The organism is Taibaiella lutea (genome assembly GCF_008629695.1).
Taxonomy (GTDB): Bacteria; Bacteroidota; Bacteroidia; order Chitinophagales; family Chitinophagaceae; genus Taibaiella; species Taibaiella lutea.
The window spans coordinates 94346-114658 of record NZ_VWSH01000004.1 but is presented as its reverse complement, the minus strand read 5'-3'; the positions used below and the strand labels follow the sequence as shown (position 1 = coordinate 114658).

The 20313-nt window shown below is 38.5% G+C and carries 21 protein-coding genes; 13 read left to right on the top strand and 8 right to left on the bottom strand.

Translation table 11 applies throughout. The features are described from left to right. Nucleotides 1-18: 18 nt before the first annotated feature. Nucleotides 19-567 carry an RNA polymerase sigma factor gene (locus F0919_RS15485; protein WP_150033703.1) on the bottom strand — a complete coding sequence of 183 codons (549 nt, stop codon included), beginning with the start codon at nucleotides 565-567 and terminating at the stop codon, nucleotides 19-21. 128 nt (nucleotides 568-695) lie between these two features. Between F0919_RS15485 and F0919_RS15480 the strand changes: the two genes are divergently transcribed. From F0919_RS15480 to F0919_RS15455, 6 genes are all read left to right on the top strand, one after another. Next, a complete protein-coding gene (locus tag F0919_RS15480; RefSeq protein WP_150033702.1) occupies nucleotides 696-2036 on the top strand; it encodes an ArnT family glycosyltransferase in 1341 nt (446 codons plus the stop codon). Continuing rightward, nucleotides 2026-3642: a hypothetical protein gene (locus F0919_RS15475; protein WP_150033701.1), complete on the top strand. Its 1617-nt coding sequence runs from the start codon at nucleotides 2026-2028 to the stop codon at nucleotides 3640-3642. Before F0919_RS15480 ends, F0919_RS15475 begins: the two co-directional genes overlap by 11 nt. 210 nt (nucleotides 3643-3852) lie before the next feature. After that, entirely contained in the window at nucleotides 3853-4419 is a 567-nt protein-coding gene (efp, locus tag F0919_RS15470) for an elongation factor P (protein WP_150033700.1), read from the top strand. Nucleotides 4420-4533: 114 nt separating this feature from the next. Further along, the gene (gene accB, locus F0919_RS15465; RefSeq protein WP_150033699.1) at nucleotides 4534-5028 is read left to right on the top strand and encodes an acetyl-CoA carboxylase biotin carboxyl carrier protein; all 495 of its coding nucleotides are present in this window, start codon (nucleotides 4534-4536) and stop codon (nucleotides 5026-5028) included. 94 nt (nucleotides 5029-5122) lie between these two features. Continuing rightward, nucleotides 5123-6460, top strand: coding sequence for an acetyl-CoA carboxylase biotin carboxylase subunit (accC, locus tag F0919_RS15460; protein WP_150033698.1), 1338 nt, complete (start codon nucleotides 5123-5125; stop codon nucleotides 6458-6460). Between the two features lie 230 nt (nucleotides 6461-6690). Continuing rightward, nucleotides 6691-7251: a helix-turn-helix domain-containing protein gene (locus tag F0919_RS15455; protein WP_150033697.1), complete on the top strand. Its 561-nt coding sequence runs from the start codon at nucleotides 6691-6693 to the stop codon at nucleotides 7249-7251. A 56-nt stretch (nucleotides 7252-7307) separates the two neighbouring features. Here F0919_RS15455 and F0919_RS15450 read toward each other — a convergent pair whose 3' ends face one another. After that, the gene (locus tag F0919_RS15450; RefSeq protein WP_150033696.1) at nucleotides 7308-9203 is read right to left on the bottom strand and encodes an ice-binding family protein; all 1896 of its coding nucleotides are present in this window, start codon (nucleotides 9201-9203) and stop codon (nucleotides 7308-7310) included. 381 nt (nucleotides 9204-9584) lie between these two features. On the opposite strand from F0919_RS15450, the gene F0919_RS15445 reads away from it, so the two are divergent. Continuing rightward, nucleotides 9585-9830 (top strand): hypothetical protein, encoded by a 246-nt coding sequence (locus tag F0919_RS15445; protein WP_150033695.1) that lies wholly within the window; start codon nucleotides 9585-9587, stop codon nucleotides 9828-9830. A gap of 207 nt (nucleotides 9831-10037) precedes the next feature. On the opposite strand, the gene F0919_RS15440 is transcribed toward F0919_RS15445, so the two are convergent. Beyond that, nucleotides 10038-10949: a WG repeat-containing protein gene (locus F0919_RS15440; protein WP_150033694.1), complete on the bottom strand. Its 912-nt coding sequence runs from the start codon at nucleotides 10947-10949 to the stop codon at nucleotides 10038-10040. 195 nt (nucleotides 10950-11144) lie between these two features. On the opposite strand from F0919_RS15440, the gene F0919_RS15435 reads away from it, so the two are divergent. After that, nucleotides 11145-12224, top strand: a complete 1080-nt coding sequence (locus F0919_RS15435; protein WP_150033693.1) for a hypothetical protein — start codon at nucleotides 11145-11147, stop codon at nucleotides 12222-12224. A 63-nt stretch (nucleotides 12225-12287) separates the two neighbouring features. Here F0919_RS15435 and F0919_RS15430 read toward each other — a convergent pair whose 3' ends face one another. Then, nucleotides 12288-14096 (bottom strand): T9SS type A sorting domain-containing protein, encoded by a 1809-nt coding sequence (locus tag F0919_RS15430; RefSeq protein WP_150033692.1) that lies wholly within the window; start codon nucleotides 14094-14096, stop codon nucleotides 12288-12290. 283 nt (nucleotides 14097-14379) lie between these two features. Here F0919_RS15430 and F0919_RS18475 point away from each other — a divergent pair, with 283 nt between their 5' ends. Next, nucleotides 14380-14550 (top strand): hypothetical protein, encoded by a 171-nt coding sequence (locus F0919_RS18475; RefSeq protein WP_190277408.1) that lies wholly within the window; start codon nucleotides 14380-14382, stop codon nucleotides 14548-14550. Between the two features lie 82 nt (nucleotides 14551-14632). On the opposite strand, the gene F0919_RS15425 is transcribed toward F0919_RS18475, so the two are convergent. The 3 genes from F0919_RS15425 to F0919_RS15415 form a co-directional block, all read right to left on the bottom strand. After that, a complete protein-coding gene (locus F0919_RS15425; RefSeq protein WP_150033691.1) occupies nucleotides 14633-14914 on the bottom strand; it encodes a hypothetical protein in 282 nt (93 codons plus the stop codon). 153 nt (nucleotides 14915-15067) lie between these two features. Next, the gene (locus tag F0919_RS15420) at nucleotides 15068-15316 is read right to left on the bottom strand and encodes a hypothetical protein (RefSeq protein WP_150033690.1); all 249 of its coding nucleotides are present in this window, start codon (nucleotides 15314-15316) and stop codon (nucleotides 15068-15070) included. A gap of 50 nt (nucleotides 15317-15366) precedes the next feature. After that, a complete protein-coding gene (locus tag F0919_RS15415; protein ID WP_150033689.1) occupies nucleotides 15367-15627 on the bottom strand; it encodes a hypothetical protein in 261 nt (86 codons plus the stop codon). 370 nt (nucleotides 15628-15997) lie between these two features. Here F0919_RS15415 and F0919_RS15410 point away from each other — a divergent pair, with 370 nt between their 5' ends. The 4 genes from F0919_RS15410 (at nucleotide 15998) to F0919_RS15395 (ending at nucleotide 18043) form a co-directional block, all read left to right on the top strand. Next, nucleotides 15998-16258: a hypothetical protein gene (locus F0919_RS15410; RefSeq protein ID WP_150033688.1), complete on the top strand. Its 261-nt coding sequence runs from the start codon at nucleotides 15998-16000 to the stop codon at nucleotides 16256-16258. Nucleotides 16259-16609: 351 nt separating this feature from the next. After that, on the top strand, nucleotides 16610-17101 hold the full coding sequence (locus tag F0919_RS15405; protein ID WP_150033687.1) for a MarR family winged helix-turn-helix transcriptional regulator: 492 nt from the start codon (nucleotides 16610-16612) through the stop codon (nucleotides 17099-17101). Next, a complete protein-coding gene (locus F0919_RS15400) occupies nucleotides 17098-17517 on the top strand; it encodes a DUF3830 family protein (RefSeq protein WP_150033686.1) in 420 nt (139 codons plus the stop codon). The genes F0919_RS15405 and F0919_RS15400 overlap by 4 nt, the downstream gene beginning before the upstream one ends. A 1-nt stretch (nucleotide 17518) precedes the next feature. Continuing rightward, nucleotides 17519-18043: a GNAT family N-acetyltransferase gene (locus tag F0919_RS15395; RefSeq protein WP_190277407.1), complete on the top strand. Its 525-nt coding sequence runs from the start codon at nucleotides 17519-17521 to the stop codon at nucleotides 18041-18043. Nucleotides 18044-18048: 5 nt separating this feature from the next. Here F0919_RS15395 and F0919_RS15390 read toward each other — a convergent pair whose 3' ends face one another. Continuing rightward, a complete protein-coding gene (locus F0919_RS15390; RefSeq protein WP_150033684.1) occupies nucleotides 18049-20304 on the bottom strand; it encodes a DUF4838 domain-containing protein in 2256 nt (751 codons plus the stop codon). Nucleotides 20305-20313 lie beyond the last annotated feature (9 nt).

The window sequence follows — 20313 nt, the reverse complement described above, 5'->3', positions numbered from 1 at the left end:
TATTGCTTCAATGATAATTCAGGATTCCAATTTCATTCTCAGGTTTCGTTTACCATTTTGAATATTACTTTTTACCTGCTTTATATCCCAACCGGTTTCCTGTGCAATCTGGGCATAGCTTTTCTTTTCAAGATAGAAGGAGGCGATACAGATTCGTTGTTCTTCTTTAATTTCTTTCAATGCTGCTTTCATCCTGTCAATATCCTGCTCCTTCTCCAATAACAAAGATACAGGCACTTCTTCAGGTTGTGGAATATATTTTAAAGGTTCATCACCTGTAAAGTCTTTCCTGGTGCGCAATTGGCTCAGGCAATGATTCCTCGCCACCTGATACAGCCAACCACCAATATTGTCGATTTCATATTTTGGTATTTCAGCCAGGGCTTTTAAAAAAACCTGTTGCACCGCATCTTTTGCCTGCTCTTCATTTTTCAGATATTTCATACAAACCCCGAAAAGCACCAATGTGAAACGTTCCAGTATAATGCCTAACCATTCGGTATTGCCATCAGCACGGAACCGAGCCATAAGTGTTGCTTCATCAATATGTTTATAATCTTTGGCCAAGCGTTTTGTAAAATGAAAAGGACAAATAAATCACATTATAATTCCAAGATGCCAAATTATAGTTTTTCCACATTATTTTTGAAAACTAATTGCGGGAATCGTCAAAAGAGATTCCAATATCAAGCCTTATGTTCCAAAAGAAGAATTTCACATTCCTTTTCATACTGATTCTGCTACACGCATTATGGTTTACAGGAGGTATGTGCTGGCGGCATTTCTATAACGGGGATTCATGGGAATACATTTACCTCGCTCAAAATCTGCAACATGGATGGTTTTACAGTGCTAATCCTGCATTACCGGTTGTAGATTTCCAATTGACAAACAGGACGCCGTTATACTCTATCCTGCTGTATGTTTCTTATGCTATTTTCGGATTACAGAACTTACCGGTTTTTATTCTTCAGAATATATTATCCATAGCTTGTTGCTGGATGATTTTCGATTTATTCCGGAAACTATTTCCTGAAACGAGGTATAAATGGCTTTATTTATTGTTCATCTTTTTTTATCCGGCTCAATTATATTTCGCAACAACACTAACACCGGACCATTTACTGCAATTCTTCCTGATGCTTTATTTCAGGCAACTGGTCCTTTCCATTAATAATCCCAATGCAAAGCGAATAGCATGGATGAGCTTATGGTTGATACTTGCTACGCTCACAAAACCTATCATGTACCCTTATCTTTTACTGCATGTCATTTTTGCTGTTTGGTATAGTTATAAAATAAGGAAGGTATTGGTGTTATTTGTTGGAATAATTCCTTTTGTCATTATGATTTCTTACGGTTTCTGGAATAAATCAAGAACCGGTTTGTATCATATTTCAAGTGTACAAACACACAATCTTTTAGATTTCAATGTGCATGCTTTTCTCAACAGAAAGTATGGCCCTGATTATGGCGATTCTGTAGTTCATGCTATTAATGCGCAATTACAATTGAAGCAAGGATTAAAGGCCCAATATGAATTCGCCGACCAACAAGCCAAAGCCATTATTAAAGAAAATTTTGCCGGATATAGTTTGTACCACTTAAAAGAAAGCATTCGCTTCTTTATTGAACCGGGAAAGGCGGACATGGATTTGTTCACCGGTTATATTGGTTATTATTTTCATGCCGAAGCTCCTAACTTTTATAAGGAATACGCCAGAGACGGCATAAAAGGCGCATGGAATTACATGAAAGGCTATCCTTATCTGCCGTTTCTTTTACTGACAGTTTTATTCAATGTATTAAGAGTTATAGGCTGGATGTTGTTTCTATTCAACCATAAATATTCATTGCAACTAAAAGTACTTACAGGAATTTATATTCTTTATTTTGCAGTAATAACAGGTCCGGTAGCAAATACACGATATTTTCTTCCTGTATTGCTCGTCATGTCGTCATTAAGCATTCTGGGCTTTTCAGGATTCATCGAAAAATGGAAAGGGAGAAAAATAAAAAGTAACTATGCCAGATAATCCACAGCAAAATACAGGTAATAAAATTACAGGCAACTCATTTTTACAAATGATAGTACCTGCTGCGTTGTTATGTTGTATGGTTGCATTTCTCTGGCCCTATTTTCAGTACTATATCGACCCCGATGCCATCAGCTATCTGAACATTACGGCAAAATATGTGGAAGGCGATTATCAACATGCCGTCAATGCATTCTGGAGCCCGATGGGTTGCTGGCTCACGGCTGTTTTGGTAAAATGCACACATTGGCCGCTTTTCAAATCTGCTATTATTATCAATACTATTCCTGCTGTGGGGATGGTCCTTGCGGGACAAAGGTTGTTTCAGAAATTCAGGAATGATGATTGGGAACGTTGGTGCTTTGGCCTGATGTCGGCTGTTTTCTGGAGTTATACTATTTATTTCCAGTCTTTTACCGATATCTGGCAATTCTTCTTTCTCACGGTTGGCGTACTGATTTTGTTAAGAGAGGATTACAATCAAAAACCTGTCTGGTGGATTGCCTTAGGCATTACGGGTTGCCTGGCGTTCTTTGGCAAGGCTTATTCATTTGTCTTTTTTCCTGTAATGATATTAGTAATTACCGCAATAAAATTACGTTCGGAAGAAGGTTTGAAAATCAAAAGGTGGCTTCTTATCAGCCTGACAAGCATTGTTGTTATGATGCTTTGTCTATCGCCCTGGGTTTATTTGCTGCATGAAAAATATGGTATCTGGACTTATTCTACAGCGGGCAAACTGAATATGAGCTGGTGGCTGGTAGGCACGCAGGAATTTAAGACAAGTGTTCATGCCGTTGTACCGCCGCCTTATCAGGGTTCATTATATTATTTTGAAGACCCTTATCTGGCGCAAGGCAGATTTTCCAATTTCTGGCAAAGCCCGCATTTGTTTTTAAAACAAATCATGCGCACCTTATATAATATAGTCGGATGGACGGAAAGCTCTAACCGTATTTCGGCATTTTATTTTGTGGTGTGGGTTTTAAGTATTTTGTTTTTCGTACAGAAGAGAAAAACCATTTTTCAATCTACCGCTTTAAAAATCATCCTTACTTTATTCATCATTTTTCCGCTACCCTATTGGCTGCTGACTTTTGACCATGGCAGGTATTTATGGTTCACCATTCCGCTGGCAAGTATTCTGGCTATGACTATGTCGGATGAATTTATAAAACCAAAGTTGGGCAAACGTTTGTATCCCGTTTTCATTGCTGTTTTCTTCCTGAGTTTTATAATTACACCTATTTCAGATATGAAAGGTATGTTTAGGTCAGGATATGAGGAACATGAAACGGCGATGCGTCTTTGGAAGGAAAATATTGTAAAATCCTCTTTCATCTCCAATAAATCTTATGCTGACGCCGGGTCTTCCATTATTAAGATTGCCTGGTTTTCGGAAAATGCCTGGTATTGCCATCCTTTAAATGATTATAGCACTGCGGAATTGTTGGCGGATGCAAAAAGGTATAACGTTCAATATTATTTCTATTTTTATGAAGGCAGCGGGGATGATTATATTTTCAGAAATCGGGATGGAAAAATAGTGGAGGATATTACAAATGGTGTCATAAAGGGATTGAAAGTTTATCCGATCGGGGAATAAAATTTCCAAAATTTATCAAAAAATGATTGAAATATTAAGATTTTAAACAAAAAGCGTCCGATTTCTTACTTTTTTTACACAAATCGAAGAAATTAATGCGCTGAAATTTCGGATAAAGAACTTTATATTTACTTTTGCAGCCTGTTTATTATTGAAGCAAATTTCTCACAAAATCCTTCCTGTAATTTTAGGAAGGTAAATAAAAATTAAATGGCAAATACAGCAGACATCCGTAATGGTATTATCCTGAAATTGGACGGCTCGCTTTACAGCGTTGTAGAATTTGGTCAGAACAAAACGGCAAGAGCTGCCGCTAAAGTTTGGGCAAAATTGAAAGGTGTGGACAATAACCGCAGTATCGAGCATACCTGGAACTCAGGCGACATGATTTATCCTGTTCGTGTAGAACGTCGTAACTATCAGTTCCTGTACAAAGACGACAGCGGTTTTAACCTGATGGATAATGAAAGCTTTGAGCAAATAGTTGTTGCAGAAAACATGATCGACCGTCCGGATCTTTACAAAGACGGACAGGAATGTAATGTAGTTATCAATACTGAAACTGAAATGCCGATGGGCGTTGAATTACCTGCATCGGTTGTATTGCGTGTAACTTATACAGAACCAGGCCTTAAAGGCGATACTGCTACGCGTGCCATGAAACAGGCAACTTTGGAAACCGGCGCTACTATCAGCGTTCCTTTGTTTGTTGATAATGACGAACTTATCAAGATCAACACGACTTCCGGTGAATATATGGAAAGAGTAAAAGGATAATTATTTTTCAAAAGCAAAAGATTATATGCCTGAAATGTGCGTAGTCCTTAACCGGATTTTTTTTCAGGGAATCATGATCTTTTATTATTAGCTCATTTTTCAAAATAAAGAAACATGGAATATAAACAAATCCAGGAATTGCTTAAAGCTGTTAATAAATCAAATATCAGCGAATTATCCATTAAAGACGGTGATTTTGAAATCACTATCAAGCAAGCAAATACAGAAACTCAGTTTGTAGCGGTTCAGGCTTCTATGCCTCAGATGATGCAACAAGCACCTCAGCAAATGATGCATGCTCCTCAGGCTCCGCAACAAATTGCTGCTGCTCCGGCTGCTCCTTCAGCGCCTGCTGCAGAAGCTTCTAATACAGTAACTATCAAATCTCCGATGATCGGTACTTTCTACCGCAGTTCAGGTCCTGATAAGCCTGCTTTTGTTGCTGTAGGTGATGAAATCAAAACAGGACAGGTTATCTGCATCGTGGAAGCGATGAAATTATTTAATGAAATTGAAAGCGAAATCAGCGGCCGTATCGTAAAAGTATTGGTGGACGATGCTTCCCCTATCGAATATGACCAACCATTATTCCTGGTTGAACCGGCATAAACTAATTAGCTAATTTGATGATTTGATAATGAGCTGATTACTGACAATCGTTCATTATCAAATCATCAAATCGTCAAATCATCAAATCAAAATAATGTTTAAAAAAATACTGATTGCCAATCGTGGCGAAATAGCCCTTCGTATCATCCGTACTTGTCGTGAAATGGGTATCCAAACCGTTGCGATTTATTCTACGGCTGATAAAGATAGTTTGCATGTACGGTTTGCTGATGAAGCGGTTTGTATCGGTAAGGCCCAAAGCGCGGATTCTTATCTGAATATCCCGCACATCATGGCTGCTGCTGAGATTACCAATGCGGATGCTATTCACCCGGGCTATGGCTTTTTGGCAGAGAATGCAGGTTTCGCTGAAATCTGTGCTCAATACAATATCAAATTTATCGGGCCCACTCCTGAAATGATCCGGAAGATGGGTGATAAAATAACGGCTAAAGAAACCATGATTGCTGCAGGCGTGCCTGTTATTCCGGGTTCCGAAGCATTGTTGGAAAGTGTTGCTGAGGCTGAGCAATTAGCTACGGAAATGGGTTACCCCGTTATACTTAAAGCAACTGCAGGTGGTGGTGGTAAAGGTATGCGTGTGGTTTGGAGCGAAAGCGAAATTGAAAAAGCATTCACTACGGCAAAAGCGGAAGCTGCTGCTTCTTTCAAAAACGACGGTATTTATATGGAGAAATTCATTGAAGATCCGCGTCATATTGAATTTCAGGTTGCGGGCGACCAATACGGTACTGTCTGCCACATGAGTGAACGTGATTGTTCTATCCAACGCCGTCACCAGAAGCTGGTGGAAGAATCTCCATCGCCGTTTTTAACACCGGAGTTACGTCAGAAAATGGGTGAAGCTGCTATCAAAGCTGCTGCCTCTATTAATTACGAAAGCGTTGGTACCATTGAGTTTTTGGTGGACAAACATCGTAATTTCTACTTCATGGAAATGAATACGCGTATTCAGGTGGAGCATGGCGTAACGGAAGAGGTTATCAGTTTTGACCTTATCAAAGAACAAATCAAGATTGCAGCGGGTATTCCGATCAGTGGTAAGAACTACGAACCGAAAATGTGTGCCATCGAATGCCGTATCAATGCCGAAGACCCTTACAACGACTTCCGTCCGAGTCCGGGAACTATTACGGTATTGCATACACCGGGCGGTCATGGCATTCGCGTAGATTCTCATATCTATGCGGGTTATACCATTCCTCCGTATTATGATTCCATGATTGCAAAAGTGATTGCTATTGCACAAACCCGCGAAGAAGCTATTTCTACTATGGAGCGTGCCTTGAGCGAATATGTAATTGAAGGTGTGAAAACCACTATTCCGTTCCATATGCAATTAATGAAGAACGAACAGTTCCGCGAAGGAAACTTTACTACCAAGTTTATCGAAACTTTTGAGTTGAAATAAGATTTTGTCTTTTGAATGAACAAGCCGCAGTCCTGAGATTGCGGCTTGTTTTTTGTTCCGAAGTGTCTTTCCGCCACGGTTTATGTCTTCGACCAATGCATGAATCAATTATTGCTCACAGCGTCTCTGCAAGGGATTGTGTGAACAATAAAGTATAACGTATACACACAGTGCTGCTTTGAGTTACCTTTGTTGGACCACAATCCAATAATCCATAAAAATCACCGGTAATGAAACTATATATAAAATACATGGTGAGCCTTCGATGCAAAATGCTGGTAAAGGAAGAATTGGATAAAATTAAGTTACCTTATATTTCTATTGACCTTGGATTTGTGGAAATCAATGGAAATATTTCTCCCAGAAAACGCGAACTCCTTAAAAAAAATCTTTTAGTATCGGGTCTGGAGCTGCTGGATGATAAACGAAGCATTATAATTGAAAGGGTGAAGAACGTGATAATAGAAATGATTCATGTGCTGGAAGAAGCACCCGAAATGAATTATTCAGACTATATCAGCCAAAAGGTCGGTTATGATTATACGTATCTTGCCAATATGTTTTCGGAAGTTAAAGGCATAACTATACAGCAGTTCATCATCATTCACAAGATTGAAAAAGCAAAAGAATTATTGTTATACGGCGAATTCAATCTTACGGAAATTTCTTACAAATTAAGCTACAGCAGCGTGGCGCATCTTTCCGCCCAGTTTAAAAAGATTACCGGTCTTACACCTACTTTTTATAAAAACATGAAATATAAAAGAAGGAACATGCTGGAGAATTTTTAGTTTAATAAACATACAACAACACCTTTCTATTAAGGTGCTGCCGTATGGCCATTGTTTTATCTTCCTTTTGATACTAATTTTCCTGTTTGTTTTTTCCCATCGACTGATATTAACTGATAATAATAAACACCTGCCGGCATTATTCCTGCATCAAGTAATGTTGTTGGTTCTGTAATATCCATATGGATTATCAAAGCACCCAAAACATTGTAGATATTCAACTGACTTTTATTTAAGGCAGAAGCATCTTTTACATCCAGATATAATCCGGAAGTCCACGGATTCGGATAAAACTGTGCTTTTTCAGAAGCTTTATCATCAATATTTATCATTATAGTCTTAAAGTACTCTATATCACCCTTTGTATCTTTTCTTGATAATCTGTAATAATTAGGCCCTGTTGCAGGCTCATAATCAGTATAATTATAATTTGACGCATCGCCATCTGCGATTGACAATGCATGGAGTGTAGACAAAGTCTCGAAATGATTGCCATCCTGGCTCTTTTCTATTACGAATCTGCCCGTATTCATGTATTTGCCGGTAGACCATTCCAGCAATACATTGTTATTAAGCATCTTTCCTCTGAAATAAATCAATCCCAAAGGAAGCGGTACAATACAAGGTGAAGGAATTGCAATATTAATCGCATCAGCAGTAAAAGCGCCGTTGGTAGTAAGCGCCCTTCCCTCTATTTGCGCTCCTGTGTTCAGGTTGACTGCGCCGTTATTACAAACAATTGTTCCCTTAATAATGGAGAAATTATTTATATCTACTGCTCCGTCAACCTTCCAATATACATTTCTTGCTTTTGCGCCATTAATCAATGTTACTGTTGCATAAGTACTTGTTGAAAGCTGACCATTTATCTTTATAACAAATACTGCATTTGAATCTCCCTGCGCATTCAGATACAAAGTATCTGTAAAAGAAGTAGCAGCGTTCATCAGGTATGTGTGTGGCGTGAGCACAAGGCTATTGCCAAATTGTGCAGGATATAATAATTCAATATCTGCCGGCAATGTATTAAGGTAATTATAAGCGCTTAAAAGATCGGAAGCACAGCTTGCTGTCGAACCATCCGGAATGGGATGTATTGCTCCTGTTACATTTAAGGCATTATATCCTGTTGTCAAGCCTACATTTGTACCAACATCGCCTACAACGAAAGTGTTGCCGCTATTGATATTCGAACCATTTCCCGAAAAGAGTGCATAGCAAGATGCAGAACCAAGATTGGGAGCTGCAGGTCCCGTCAACAAAGGACTACCGCAACCCACCGGAGTATAAGTTAGTGTGTTACTCACTGCTATTGCTCCTGCTGTGGAAAGTGCTCGTCCTTCAAGCGTTACGCCTGAGTTTATATTTATGGCAGCATTATTTGCTACAACGGTACCACGCATTACAGCGTTAGGCGCCATTTCAACAAGTCCTTCAATTTTCCAGAACACGTTACATGCCATTGCCCCGTTAATCAGTTTTACCTGAGCTAATGAATTCAATGAGAATGTACCCGCTACCTTAAAAATAAATACTGCATTTGCATTGCCCGCAGCATTTAAATAAAGTGTCTGGTCCAACACCGTATTTCCCGAAATTGAATAAATACCTGCTATCAAAGTGTCTCCGTTACCTAATAACGGAGCATGAAATAAGTTGGGTGATATAGTATCAAGTTGTATGTATGCTTGTAAAAGATCCGCGGCGGCAGTTAATGTTGCCCCATCGGTATTGTGCATTACACCGTTTACGTTTCCAAATCCTGTTATGCCGCCGCTATTCGTTCCCACATTACCGGTAATCTGGGATATTCCGGTATTGCCTACAGCACCTACAGCAGTAAAGAGTGCAAACGAGGCTGCAGTTCCAAGATTAGGAGCCTGCGCCTTACTCATTTCCGGCAATAAAAAAAAGATTGTTACTATTGAAATGCTTTTTATAAAATTGGTCATATGAATGGTTTTGATTCAAGGCAAAATTATCCCTGATTCAAGTCCTCGTCATTACACAATTCTGTATTTTTATTGTAAGTTTCACAGATGTAATAAACATTACATCTGACATCAATAAAACATTAAAACATCTATCTATTGAATCCTGTAGTGTCTTGTTCAAATGGTTTGTGAAAATACTTGCCATTGTTACAATTTTTTACATGCACCTTAAATGTTTTGGAACGCGCGTTAACAATATGTGTCCCACACCTTCGAGGTGTGGGACACATATGACGACTCTTTAGGAGTTGGCATTGTAATATGGTTTTACAGGTTCATTAATTTGCCGTTCACGGACAATTACGTTGGTCTTAACAAAAAGGCAACTATTTTCAGTTAATGAAACTTCTATTGGTTAAGCCAAATCCGGTTGGAGATGTAAGGTTGCTGGAAATTTTCGAGGCCCAATATTCTGAAAGCAAGAAAGTATATCCGGTAAGCGTGGATGGTTATTACATGATGTTAGAAAAATCGGAAACATTCGGATGGATAAAAAAGGGCATGGTATTTTGCTTTCCACCCATCGTTATTGAATATATTATCAGATTGCTTGAAAATTACGAATCGAAGGGTTGCTTTGATTAATTGTTTTCTGCTGCGGAAACCTTCTGTTCGTATGTAAAAGAATGTTTTGGCATATCTATGTTCCCGCATCGTATCCCGAAGGGGATGTTACAACGCGCTGATAACAAGAATTATATTATCAGCATATCATTTCCTGTAATACAAAAAAGGAACACCATCATCCCCAATTATATAAACAGCATCATCTGCAATTGCAATTGTTCCATTTTACGAAATCCAATCGTAAGCCTCCTTCATCGCTTGGCCATCCTGATATAAGATATGGAACTTTCCTTTTTCCTGATAAATGCCAAATGCATTTCTAATCCTGACTTCACCAATACCTGAGCATTTGAATTCGCTGGTCAACAGCAGCTCCGGCTTCAGCCCTACTCTATAATACTCCCAGTCCCTGCCTGTATTCAGACCTATTACCTGGGGATAACTAAATTCATTCAGGGGTCTGGACATTATTACCTCTTTATATATGCCGAGAAAAAATGGTTTGCCCGAGCTATCTATACAAATGATTTTGTCTTCTTTACTTCCTATAGCCATTGCAGCATTAATCAGATATACCGTATCGAATACAGGCGCTATAAGTATCCGCTGGCTGCTATAATTATTATCTTTTATTTTACTGATACCATATTTATCGCCCTGTTTATAAATGACACAACAGGGCCTTTCCATAAAAGGTTTTTCGCAACCATTTCCCGGATTTACAAAAATCCCCTTTTGTAAATCAAAGCCATAATCCGAAGCATTGTCGAATGACACAAAATTTTCCCTGAAAGGGGCATCCCATAATTGAAAGCTACGATATTCAGGTGCTGCCAACAGTTTACCATGCCTATCTATAATACCATATTTGCCATCTGATTTTATTATAGCCGCATTCCTCCCATCGAATGGATAAGCTATATCAAATGTCTTTTCAAATATCCTTGTCCCTGTTTTTACATCGACATACTGAAATTTACCCTCTTTAAATACCGGCATAATACTGTCCTTTTTGTCTGACAGGTTTTGTAGGACTTTGATATCAAAAGGATATCCGGCAAGGTTGATTTCTGAGTCACGGCAAAATCCAGCCATCCAAAAGGCATTCAATAAAAATGTTATAACAGCTGCTTTCATGGTTAAGTTTTAACACAGATGCAGCAATTCCTGCATTTCCATAAGAGCATTGTTATTAAACAATACATCCGGGTTATTATTATTCTATAAAAGTTGCGTACATTGATATTACGTTAGCAACAAGAAAAATAATCTACTTTTACCGCCTTCGGCCATATAATCGACGCAACCGATTAAAAAACAATAATCCCTATAATGAACCACACCAAACAATTGGCTTTAACAATAGGCCTTTTATCCTCTTTTTTTGCAGCTAAGTCTCAGGACAATACCGGTTCAGAAGATCCTTTACACAGTGTTTGTGAATGCAGTTACGTAAACAAGAAAAAGACAACCTTCTCCAATGATCTGAAGGCGTTATTAAGTTACAACGATTTTAAGACAAGTGGTTTTGATTTTAAAAACGGAGAGCAGGGTTTTGAAGATTTATTCATAAAGGATCTGGATCCGAGTAACCTGACTATCTGGACATCAAAACCCATAAATCTTGTTTATAAAAATAAATTCGGATTGAATTTAACGCCATGTAAATCTTCACAAAATTATTACGAGATATATGCCATGTCCAAAGTATTCGGCGACGACAGGGAAGATGCATTTGATGTCACTATACAATTGCTGAGTATCGGGATAAATATCTCTGAAAAGGTTATCAGGCGTTGGGACACAGCATCAAAGAAACCATTGCTGAACAAAGGAGCTTCTGTAAGTTCCCCCATACTTATCAGTTCGGCAGGAAGAAAAGAACTGTCGTTATTCCTGACGGGAGAAAAAGGATTCAGCAGGTTTGAGAATACACAAGCCTGTATGAACGAAACCGAAATCACCAATACAAATGTCGGCATTAAGTTAAATGGTATGTTCCTGTTCGACTTATCCTACTCAACCGAATATGTCAAATATTACCTGGGAGCAGGCATCGGTAGTTATTTCAGGAAGCTGGGTATCACGAATGTGGATACCAATACATTCACCGGTATTTATTCAGGCTCGGGCAGCATAACTTTTCCATTGAAAGATATGGATATCAAATCAGATGAAGGCAACACTTTTATACTGAACAATGACCTTATTGCCGGTAAAGTCAAAGTAAAATGTTTCCGTACGGAAAACAACAATGAAGTATTGATTCCTGTAAATAACAAGGAAAATAAAAGATATGATATCAATAAGTTATCTGCAATGATACAGAAACTGGGTTTCGACAAAGTAAAAACAGAAATTCAGGACAATAACTTATTTATCTATTTTATAAAATTCGCAGGAAAGAAATAGAAAGCAATAAGTGTGTATATGTCCCACACCTTCGAGGTGTGGGACACATAAACAAAATACCGGTTACTTTATAATAAATTTCTGTGTAAACAGGTCTCCTTGCTTGTTTTTTAATTGCAACAGATATATCCCAGAGAGGGCTTCGCCTACATTAATTTGAATATTATTTCCTGACTGTTCCGAAAGTTCTTTACAGAGCAGAAGTTTGCCATTTACATCGAAGACGGAACAGGTACTGCCTGACAAATAAGGCGCAGTCAGTTGAAGCGTTATGAATTCATTTTGTGCCAGAATGGTTGGATACACTTTTGGCAGCACTGTTTTGTTATCGGGTGCAACAGCCCTGAACATTTGTGGCGGAGCATCCTCGCAGTTGAAAACATCTGTCCGTTCCTTGCTGACAATAGGTTCATATCCCGTAACATCACGCTTTTCCTCTTTGTAATCCACCCGCGGGCGCAACTCTGCGGTGTACCTGCGCGTAAGGGGTGTAAGATGGATGGCTCCGCAGGCTTCGCCGAAATAATCTGTCCTGAGCACCTGCTGGTCAAACTGAAAAGGCGAATAAACCTTGTTGGAGGTCATGTAGCTGTTGTCGTCATGATCAACAAAAAAAGTATTTCTGTTGCTTGTAAGAGAAGTTGGTCTTTGGGAGTAAATATTGTAGCGGATAAAGTCATTGACACCCAACGAAGACGCATCAACCCTGTATAACCCAAAGGTGCTTACATAAAGACCTCCGCCCGGCAAAGTGCAGGCCGTTTCGGTTGAACCAAGCAAGTATTCATTAGAAAGGCGCGCTTTGTAAACAGCCATATTATAGTTTTCGCAGTCACTTGAATAAATAGCCGCCTGAGTCGTACTGAAATTTTGTGTAATCTGAATTAAATTAAGGTCACTGGCGACATTAGGAGTTCCGGACACCTCCATAGTAGATACGATAAACACAGCATTGTCTGCGTCATAGCTGATGTGCGGATTTTTATACTCGTAAAAGCTTGAAGTGTACACACTATGATATCCGTCAAATACCGTTCCGTCATCGTTCACTGTCAGAACACCGAGTATTTTAAGTGAAGCAGCGGGAGTTTCTTCTACCCTTGTTCCTGCAAGGGCTATTTTAAATTTCCGGTCGTCTCTGTTCGTATAACCACACAAAGAACCGAACTTATCCTGAAGCAGGCTGAAGCCCGGGCGCGGGCTCATGATGTACCTGTTATTCCAGAGGGCATTGCCATTCTCATCAATTTTGGCCAGGCAATAAGCGTAATCATTAGGGTAAGCCGGATCGCCTGTTTTATCGGAATAGCCGATGTAGTAAAATTCGTCTCTTTTTTCAGGGCCCGATGCATCTTCCTCTCCTACCAATTGCCTTATAATGTCAAGATTGGCAAATACATACCATTCCGCAGGGATTTTTAAAGACCATTTTACATTCAGGTCTTTATCTAATTTGACAACAATAACGGCCTTCTCGTGTGTATTATAACCTGCAAATAAAAGTTGCTCGTTCTTCGCCTCAATAATATGGGAGGCGCTTTCAAATTCTGCTCCTTCAATTTCCAGCAGGTCAACAAAGATACCATCTTCATCAAGGCGAAGGATGGCATGTTGTTTCCCGTAAAAGCTGTAGGCTGTATCAGGATAGGTTCCGGCTGTTGCATAAATGCCCCCGAAAGACGCTCTCATTACTGAATGCGGAGTCAACCTTCTGTTGGACAATAAATAACTTTTGTTGAATTGCGCAAAACCGGTTACTGCAGTTGCTAATAGAGAAAGAATAAATAAAGGTCTGACAAATCGCAAAAATTGCACATTATGCAAGAAAACGAACCTGTTGCAGCCATTCTTTTTTTGTAGAAGATTAATCATACGATAAGATTTTTGTTTAATCTAAGTTATAATTATTCACTCTTATTGTTGCAAAAAGTTATTGTTAATAATTTACATGTCATTGAAGCATCTTTGTAAAAATAAAAACCGGACCATTTCTGATCCGGCTTGATTGTCTGCGAAGCTCTGGTCACTTGTTATTGCTTTATAACACAAGTAAAATTGTTTTACCTTTTTTTTATCAGTATTTATTCAGAAGAAAACTTAACATTGGCTGTTGTTAATATATATTATCTTTGTGTTAAATTTACAAACCACCAATATGGCTAAAGAGACGAAACCAACTTATAACAAAAAAGTATTACAGGATAAGGTAGCCTACCAATTAGAACACTCACTGGGAAAATTAAAGGACTTTTTAGGTGAAAAGAAATTCAATTCCTGCGTCCACAAAGCAGTAAAGCTCTTAACCGAAGGGATAAAAAAAGCGTGACCCGGCAAATCATTTACGGACTTTTGATTTAATATTCATATCCTGCTTACCTTCCTGTGCCACCGTCATTTACTCCTGTCATTTAAGAGATCCACCAGATATCTTCAGACACAAGACTCAGGCAATCGGTATGTAGCCTTTCCTCATCACCAGGCCATGTGAAAATTCCCTGAACATTTTCTGCCGCCACAAGGCTCAGGCTTTGCTTTTTGTGGTTAATCGTTCTGATTTCGTATTTGTTGATTTCGGCTTTTCTCCGGTTATCAAATATAGCTTCAGCCTTACCGTTTGCAGGAAATTTCTCTAAAATATCACCTTCCTTTAAAAACTGAAATTGCTCTGCCGTTACTAACTTTATCTGCATGGTCTGTATAATATCAAATGAAAAATAACCGGAGAGAGAGAATAGCTGCAAATCACATCGGACCCTCCGGTTATTCAAATAATTAAGTTGATTGATAGTAGTATAAAACCAATAGCACTGATATTAAGCCATGATGCATGTTTTCATGCTCATTTATACTTCGTAGGCTTTTTTATTAAAAACATACTGCCCATCATTTTCTGTTCCTGCTAAAGGTGTCATAAGTCCGCGTTTGGCATAGCTTGCCATTGTAGCATTAATTTCCCTTGCAGTGTATCCTGCTTTAAACAAACGTGCTCTCAAGGCAGAAAGACTAAAAATCTTACCGTTTTCAATATTTTGCTCAGCGCCGGTGTTTTCATTCAGGATGATACTGATATCAGATTTAATCTCGCTAACCATTCTATTCGATTTGATTAAAAATAAGAAGCCGGTTTTACTTTGGTTGCCCTTTATTTACGGCTGTCTAAGGACTCTTCTATTTTTTCGTGAAATTGCGGTTGCAATGTATAAACCCATTCGGGTAATTTTATCTGCTGCTCTTTAATCTTCCATTGGCCTTCACCTTTGGTCAATACAAATTTCTTCAATTCAGGATCATTATTGATATGAACATTGTAATGTAAAGCATCTTTCGATTGCTCGGGTACGAAATAAAATTTCTTTTCAGTTGTTGCATCCAGTCTGAAAGATCTGGAAAATGTATTTTGCATTTTTATATTTTTATATAATGTAAAGCTATACCGATAAATCCGCATTAAATTTTATTTTATTGCATTTACATTTATAAACAGGCCTGCTATGCTTATAAATAAATTTCAAGTAATGGGAAGTACCTTATAAACTCCTTATTCTGTCTTTTTAATTGAAATAGCCTACCTTGTGTAAGATCAAAAAAAGTAACAGGATTTTGATTGCAGGCTTCCGTTAAACTCAAAGATTTATTTATGCCTTTGAGATAAATTTCTCTAATCATTGGTTATGATATTATGCTGTCATTTTTATTATAACCATTTCAACACTCCACTTGTCTTTCAGCTACTATCTATTGGACACTGAATTACAAATCAAAATCCGGACAAGATGAATTCAAATAATAATATTGATAATAAAGAAGATTATTTCAGGAAAAAGCTGGCCAGATGGTTAGGCATTTCTTACGATGAGCTGGAGGAATATGCTGAAGAAGTGGAATGTAACAATGGAGATACCAATCGTACAAGATATGGTTATTATTTGCAATTCTCAGATGCTACACCTTCGGAAATAACAGATAAGATTGAAAGACTTGATGATAATTACACCATTTATTTTAACCTGGAAGAATTAGATGTTCCATATTAAAAGTGCATTCAGACCGTTTAGAAATCGATTAATATCTTCATGAAAAAATAAGTTCACAAGTATAAAAACAATATAAAATGTCCAAAGAGAAAACAGTGCAAAAAGGTGAAAAGAAGAAAGCAGATAAAAATCTGAAAGAAAAAAGAGCAGATAAAAAAGCGAAGAAAGAAGACAAGCGCAGTACGTTGTAATCGACACAAACTAATATTCATAAAGCAAGAAGCCCTTATTCAACAGATAAGGGCTTCCTGTTTTTTAGAAAACATTTTGCCAATTCAATATTTATGCTATCTTCGTAGTTAAATACGTAGTCAACTACATTTATTTAATTAACAATCATACTTTGTCCGGATGTCCTATATTATCAGTGATCTCAAGGGTATAGCATTAGCATCGAGATTGATACGCCTTGGCGAAATTATCAGAAGAGATGTATCACTTATCTATGAAAAACAAGGCATAGCATGGGAGCCGAAATGGTCGCCGGTTTTACTGATACTTATCAGAAGATCTCCCATAAGCGTACAGGAATTAGCAGATGAGTTAGGTTATGCACATCCTTCTGTAATTGCGCTCGTCAGGGAAATGGAATCAAAGAAGTTCATCAAATCTTCTAAAGACAAAATTGATAAACGTAAAAGGATGTTGTCGCTTACGCCGAAAGCATTATCCATTAAAGAAGCAATGCAGCCTGTTTGCGATATAATGAATGAGGTGGTTAATGAAATCACGACCGGCCCGCACAACCTGTTAATGGCATTGGATGAAACGGAACAGCAACTATCAACACAAAGTTTTTTTAACCGTTGGGTATCTATAAAAGAAACAAGTAAAAACAAATGAAAGGTTATAAACTAACAACACCGGAAGGAACCATTATCAGGTTTGCCTATTACGAAGATGCACCTGTAACAAGCAAAGCCTTTGCTGCAGCCCTACCCTTCAGTCGTGTATTTATGCATGCAAGGACATCGGGCGAAGAAATATGGATTGATAATGCCCCGTCTCTGGATATCATACAGGAAAACGCATCTGTTTTTACGGTGCCGGGAGAGGTGGTATATGGGCCTTTACGTCCGTCAAGAGTTAAAACCTCTAACTGCATGGGCATTTATTACGGCGAAGGGAAAGGCCTTGACAGCTGCAATATTTTTTCAAAGGTCTTTGATGAAGATAAAGAAGCGCTTGCTTCATTGGGAAACCACATCTGGAAAAGCGGAGTATGTGAATTGTCGTTTTCTTCACTTGAAACGGAATAAGATGACACAGGATATTCAATACAGGAAAGCCGTTCTTTCCGATGCGAAAAAATTGTCCATACTTTACAAGCAGGTATATATCCAGACGTATGGCATTGAAGGTGTGTCTGATGAATTTGCGAACTTTATTACAAAGCAGTTTGCAGTTGAACGCCTGGAAAATATTATCCAAAGTAACCCCGACAGCGTTATAGTGGCCGCTCATAAGAACAATCTGGTAGGCGTTGCGGAAATTGAGTTTGACAAGAAAGCACCGGTTAATGGTATAGCAGGACCGGAACTAAACAAGCTATACATCCTGGAATGGTTTTGTGGCCGGGGCATTGGCTACAGGCTGCTTATGGAAGCGGAGCAAACTGTTTTATCAAAAGGAGATAAATGGATGTGGTTGTGGGTTTTGGACAGCAACAACAGAGCTATCCGCTTTTACGAACGCCAGCAATATGAACCGAAAGGCAAAGCAACTTTTCAAATGGAGCATAATAAATACGAGAACATAGTAATGATGAAGCAATTGAAGATGTAAGCTTTTTACGGCATAACCATAATTTCATCACATGCAATCATAGGCTTTTTGTTGCTGTAATTTCTCCATGAAGGCAATCCTGTATTGTTTCTGGCAATCACTTTTATATATCTTGATTTACCGGGGACTTTAAAATTATAATTACGGATAAACAGGTCATCATGTTCCTGTTCAACGGGTGTTTTTTGTTCGGAAGCCGTTTTAAAGTTTATTCCGTCATCTGAAAATGCAATGCTGACACTTACGGGAAGGAAAATCCAATGCCTTGGATCGTCAAGGAAATTAATACTGATAGTCTTAAAATCCACTGTTTTTCCTGCGTCCAAAACAGCGTCCATATCGGTTCCGTAAAAGCAAAGCCAGTTATAACTGAAGTCATTAAAACCTGTCATGCCATCCGTTAATGTATGGTTGCCTTTTGCCGGATAATCTTCTGCAAAAGGCGTTGCCAGTTTTACTTTTGCATCGTAAAATAAATTTACCGGCCAGGTACGCGCAAAAATGACATTCCATTCCTCCTGATATTTTTCAGGGCTATAGCCGCCTTCAGACAATTCAACAACACCCACCTTTTTTGCCTTTGCAACAAATTCATGCACTTTGTTCATTATTTCGGGGTTAACCTTATAAACATTCGTATTGTTTTGCTGAAGGAAACCATGTTCCTCTGTTCCGTAATGCCTCGACTGTTGTAATGTTGTATATAGAAGTGGTAATTGAAGGCGTTCGATATTGTCTGATATTTTAGGGTTTGTGTTTGAAGCAGCAGCCTTAGCTATCAATGCATTGTATGCTGTCAACTGTTCAGGTGACAAAAAACTTTTGCGGTCATTAATCGGATTGCCATAAATATCAAGATGCTTGCCTGAAGCAATAAGATTCTGTTGACGTACATTAAGATATTGCTGTACAGATGATGCGCCGGTTCCATAATAACCTTTACAAAAATCATCTGTAATTGCTTTTATATCTGCCTTGGTATTCCACAACAACTTAGCCTGGATATAACTATTCAATTCGGCCATATCACTATAAGTATCACCACTACCCTGTTCAAAGACACCGGTAACATGCTGATCTTTGAAAAAATTATAATCCGGTTGAAAATTATTCTGGACAGGGAACGGAGCCATATAATTTGTAAACTGGGTACAATAATCCCAAATGAAAATTGCGGTGCTGATATCTTTCCATGCAGTAAGGTCATTACGGAATCCGCTTGCAGAAGGAATTTCAGATAATGGTTTTTCCCTGTAAGCATCTATAGTGCTTAATAAAATGACTACATTCCCCGCAGGCTTTATGTGTGTTGGTGCATGAGAAGTATAACCATATGCCAGCGTTGTGATTTTCTTATCGGGAAAAGATGCCGCCACCTGATTTACAAACCGGATCAATGATCCTGAAGGGCCGCCGTTTTGTGCATCAACTTTTTTACAGTCATCACAGCTGCAATTGCCGCCGCCGTCATTTGGGCTTACAGACCAATATTCGGCATCGGGGTTATCTGTCATCTTTTGCCTGAGTTTTGAAATGACGATTTTCAATACTTCCGGGTTGCTTAAGCAAAGCTGCGTAGGAGTACGCCTGCCGTTTACCAGCGCAAAATATTCAGGATGCGTGGATAAATATTGCTGCGGCGGTATCAGTTTAAAAAACGAATGCCCCCAGATGCCCCATAGATCTTCAAATTTGTGTAAGCCATGCCAGTTGAGGTATTCGGCATCATTACTCATGGGGTAATAACTTTGACGATACACAAATGAAGGATTGGAAACAAAGGATAAGTCTGCAGGTAGTACCACCTCTTTTAAAAATGGAACTATTGCAGGCCAGCCGTCATATTTTCTGCAATTCATGTAGGTTTCTATAAAATGATAAACACCATATTCCGTAGCATGGCCTCTTCTGCCGGATATAAATATGTTCTTCTCCTTCGTTGCAATCAAGTAACCGTCATTTTCAATTTTTGAAAACTCATTAAGAGCAGTTGTCTTACTGGTTTGTCCGACGTAAAAAGCTGTATTCCCTTTGTATTTATTTTCTGTTACAATATTGAGAAGAACGCCGGTTGATTGCTTTATAAACTTTTGAAGTAATAATGCAGACTCATTATCATTTTTGTTGGCCCCATCCGCAATAACAATAGCATAAACAGAAGCGCCGCCTGCAACAGGCTTCAGCGATTGTCCTTTGCAGCTTGCTGTCATTAAAACGACAGGTAAAAAAAGTGTGGTCAAAAAGAATAATACTTTGCTCATACTTCAAAT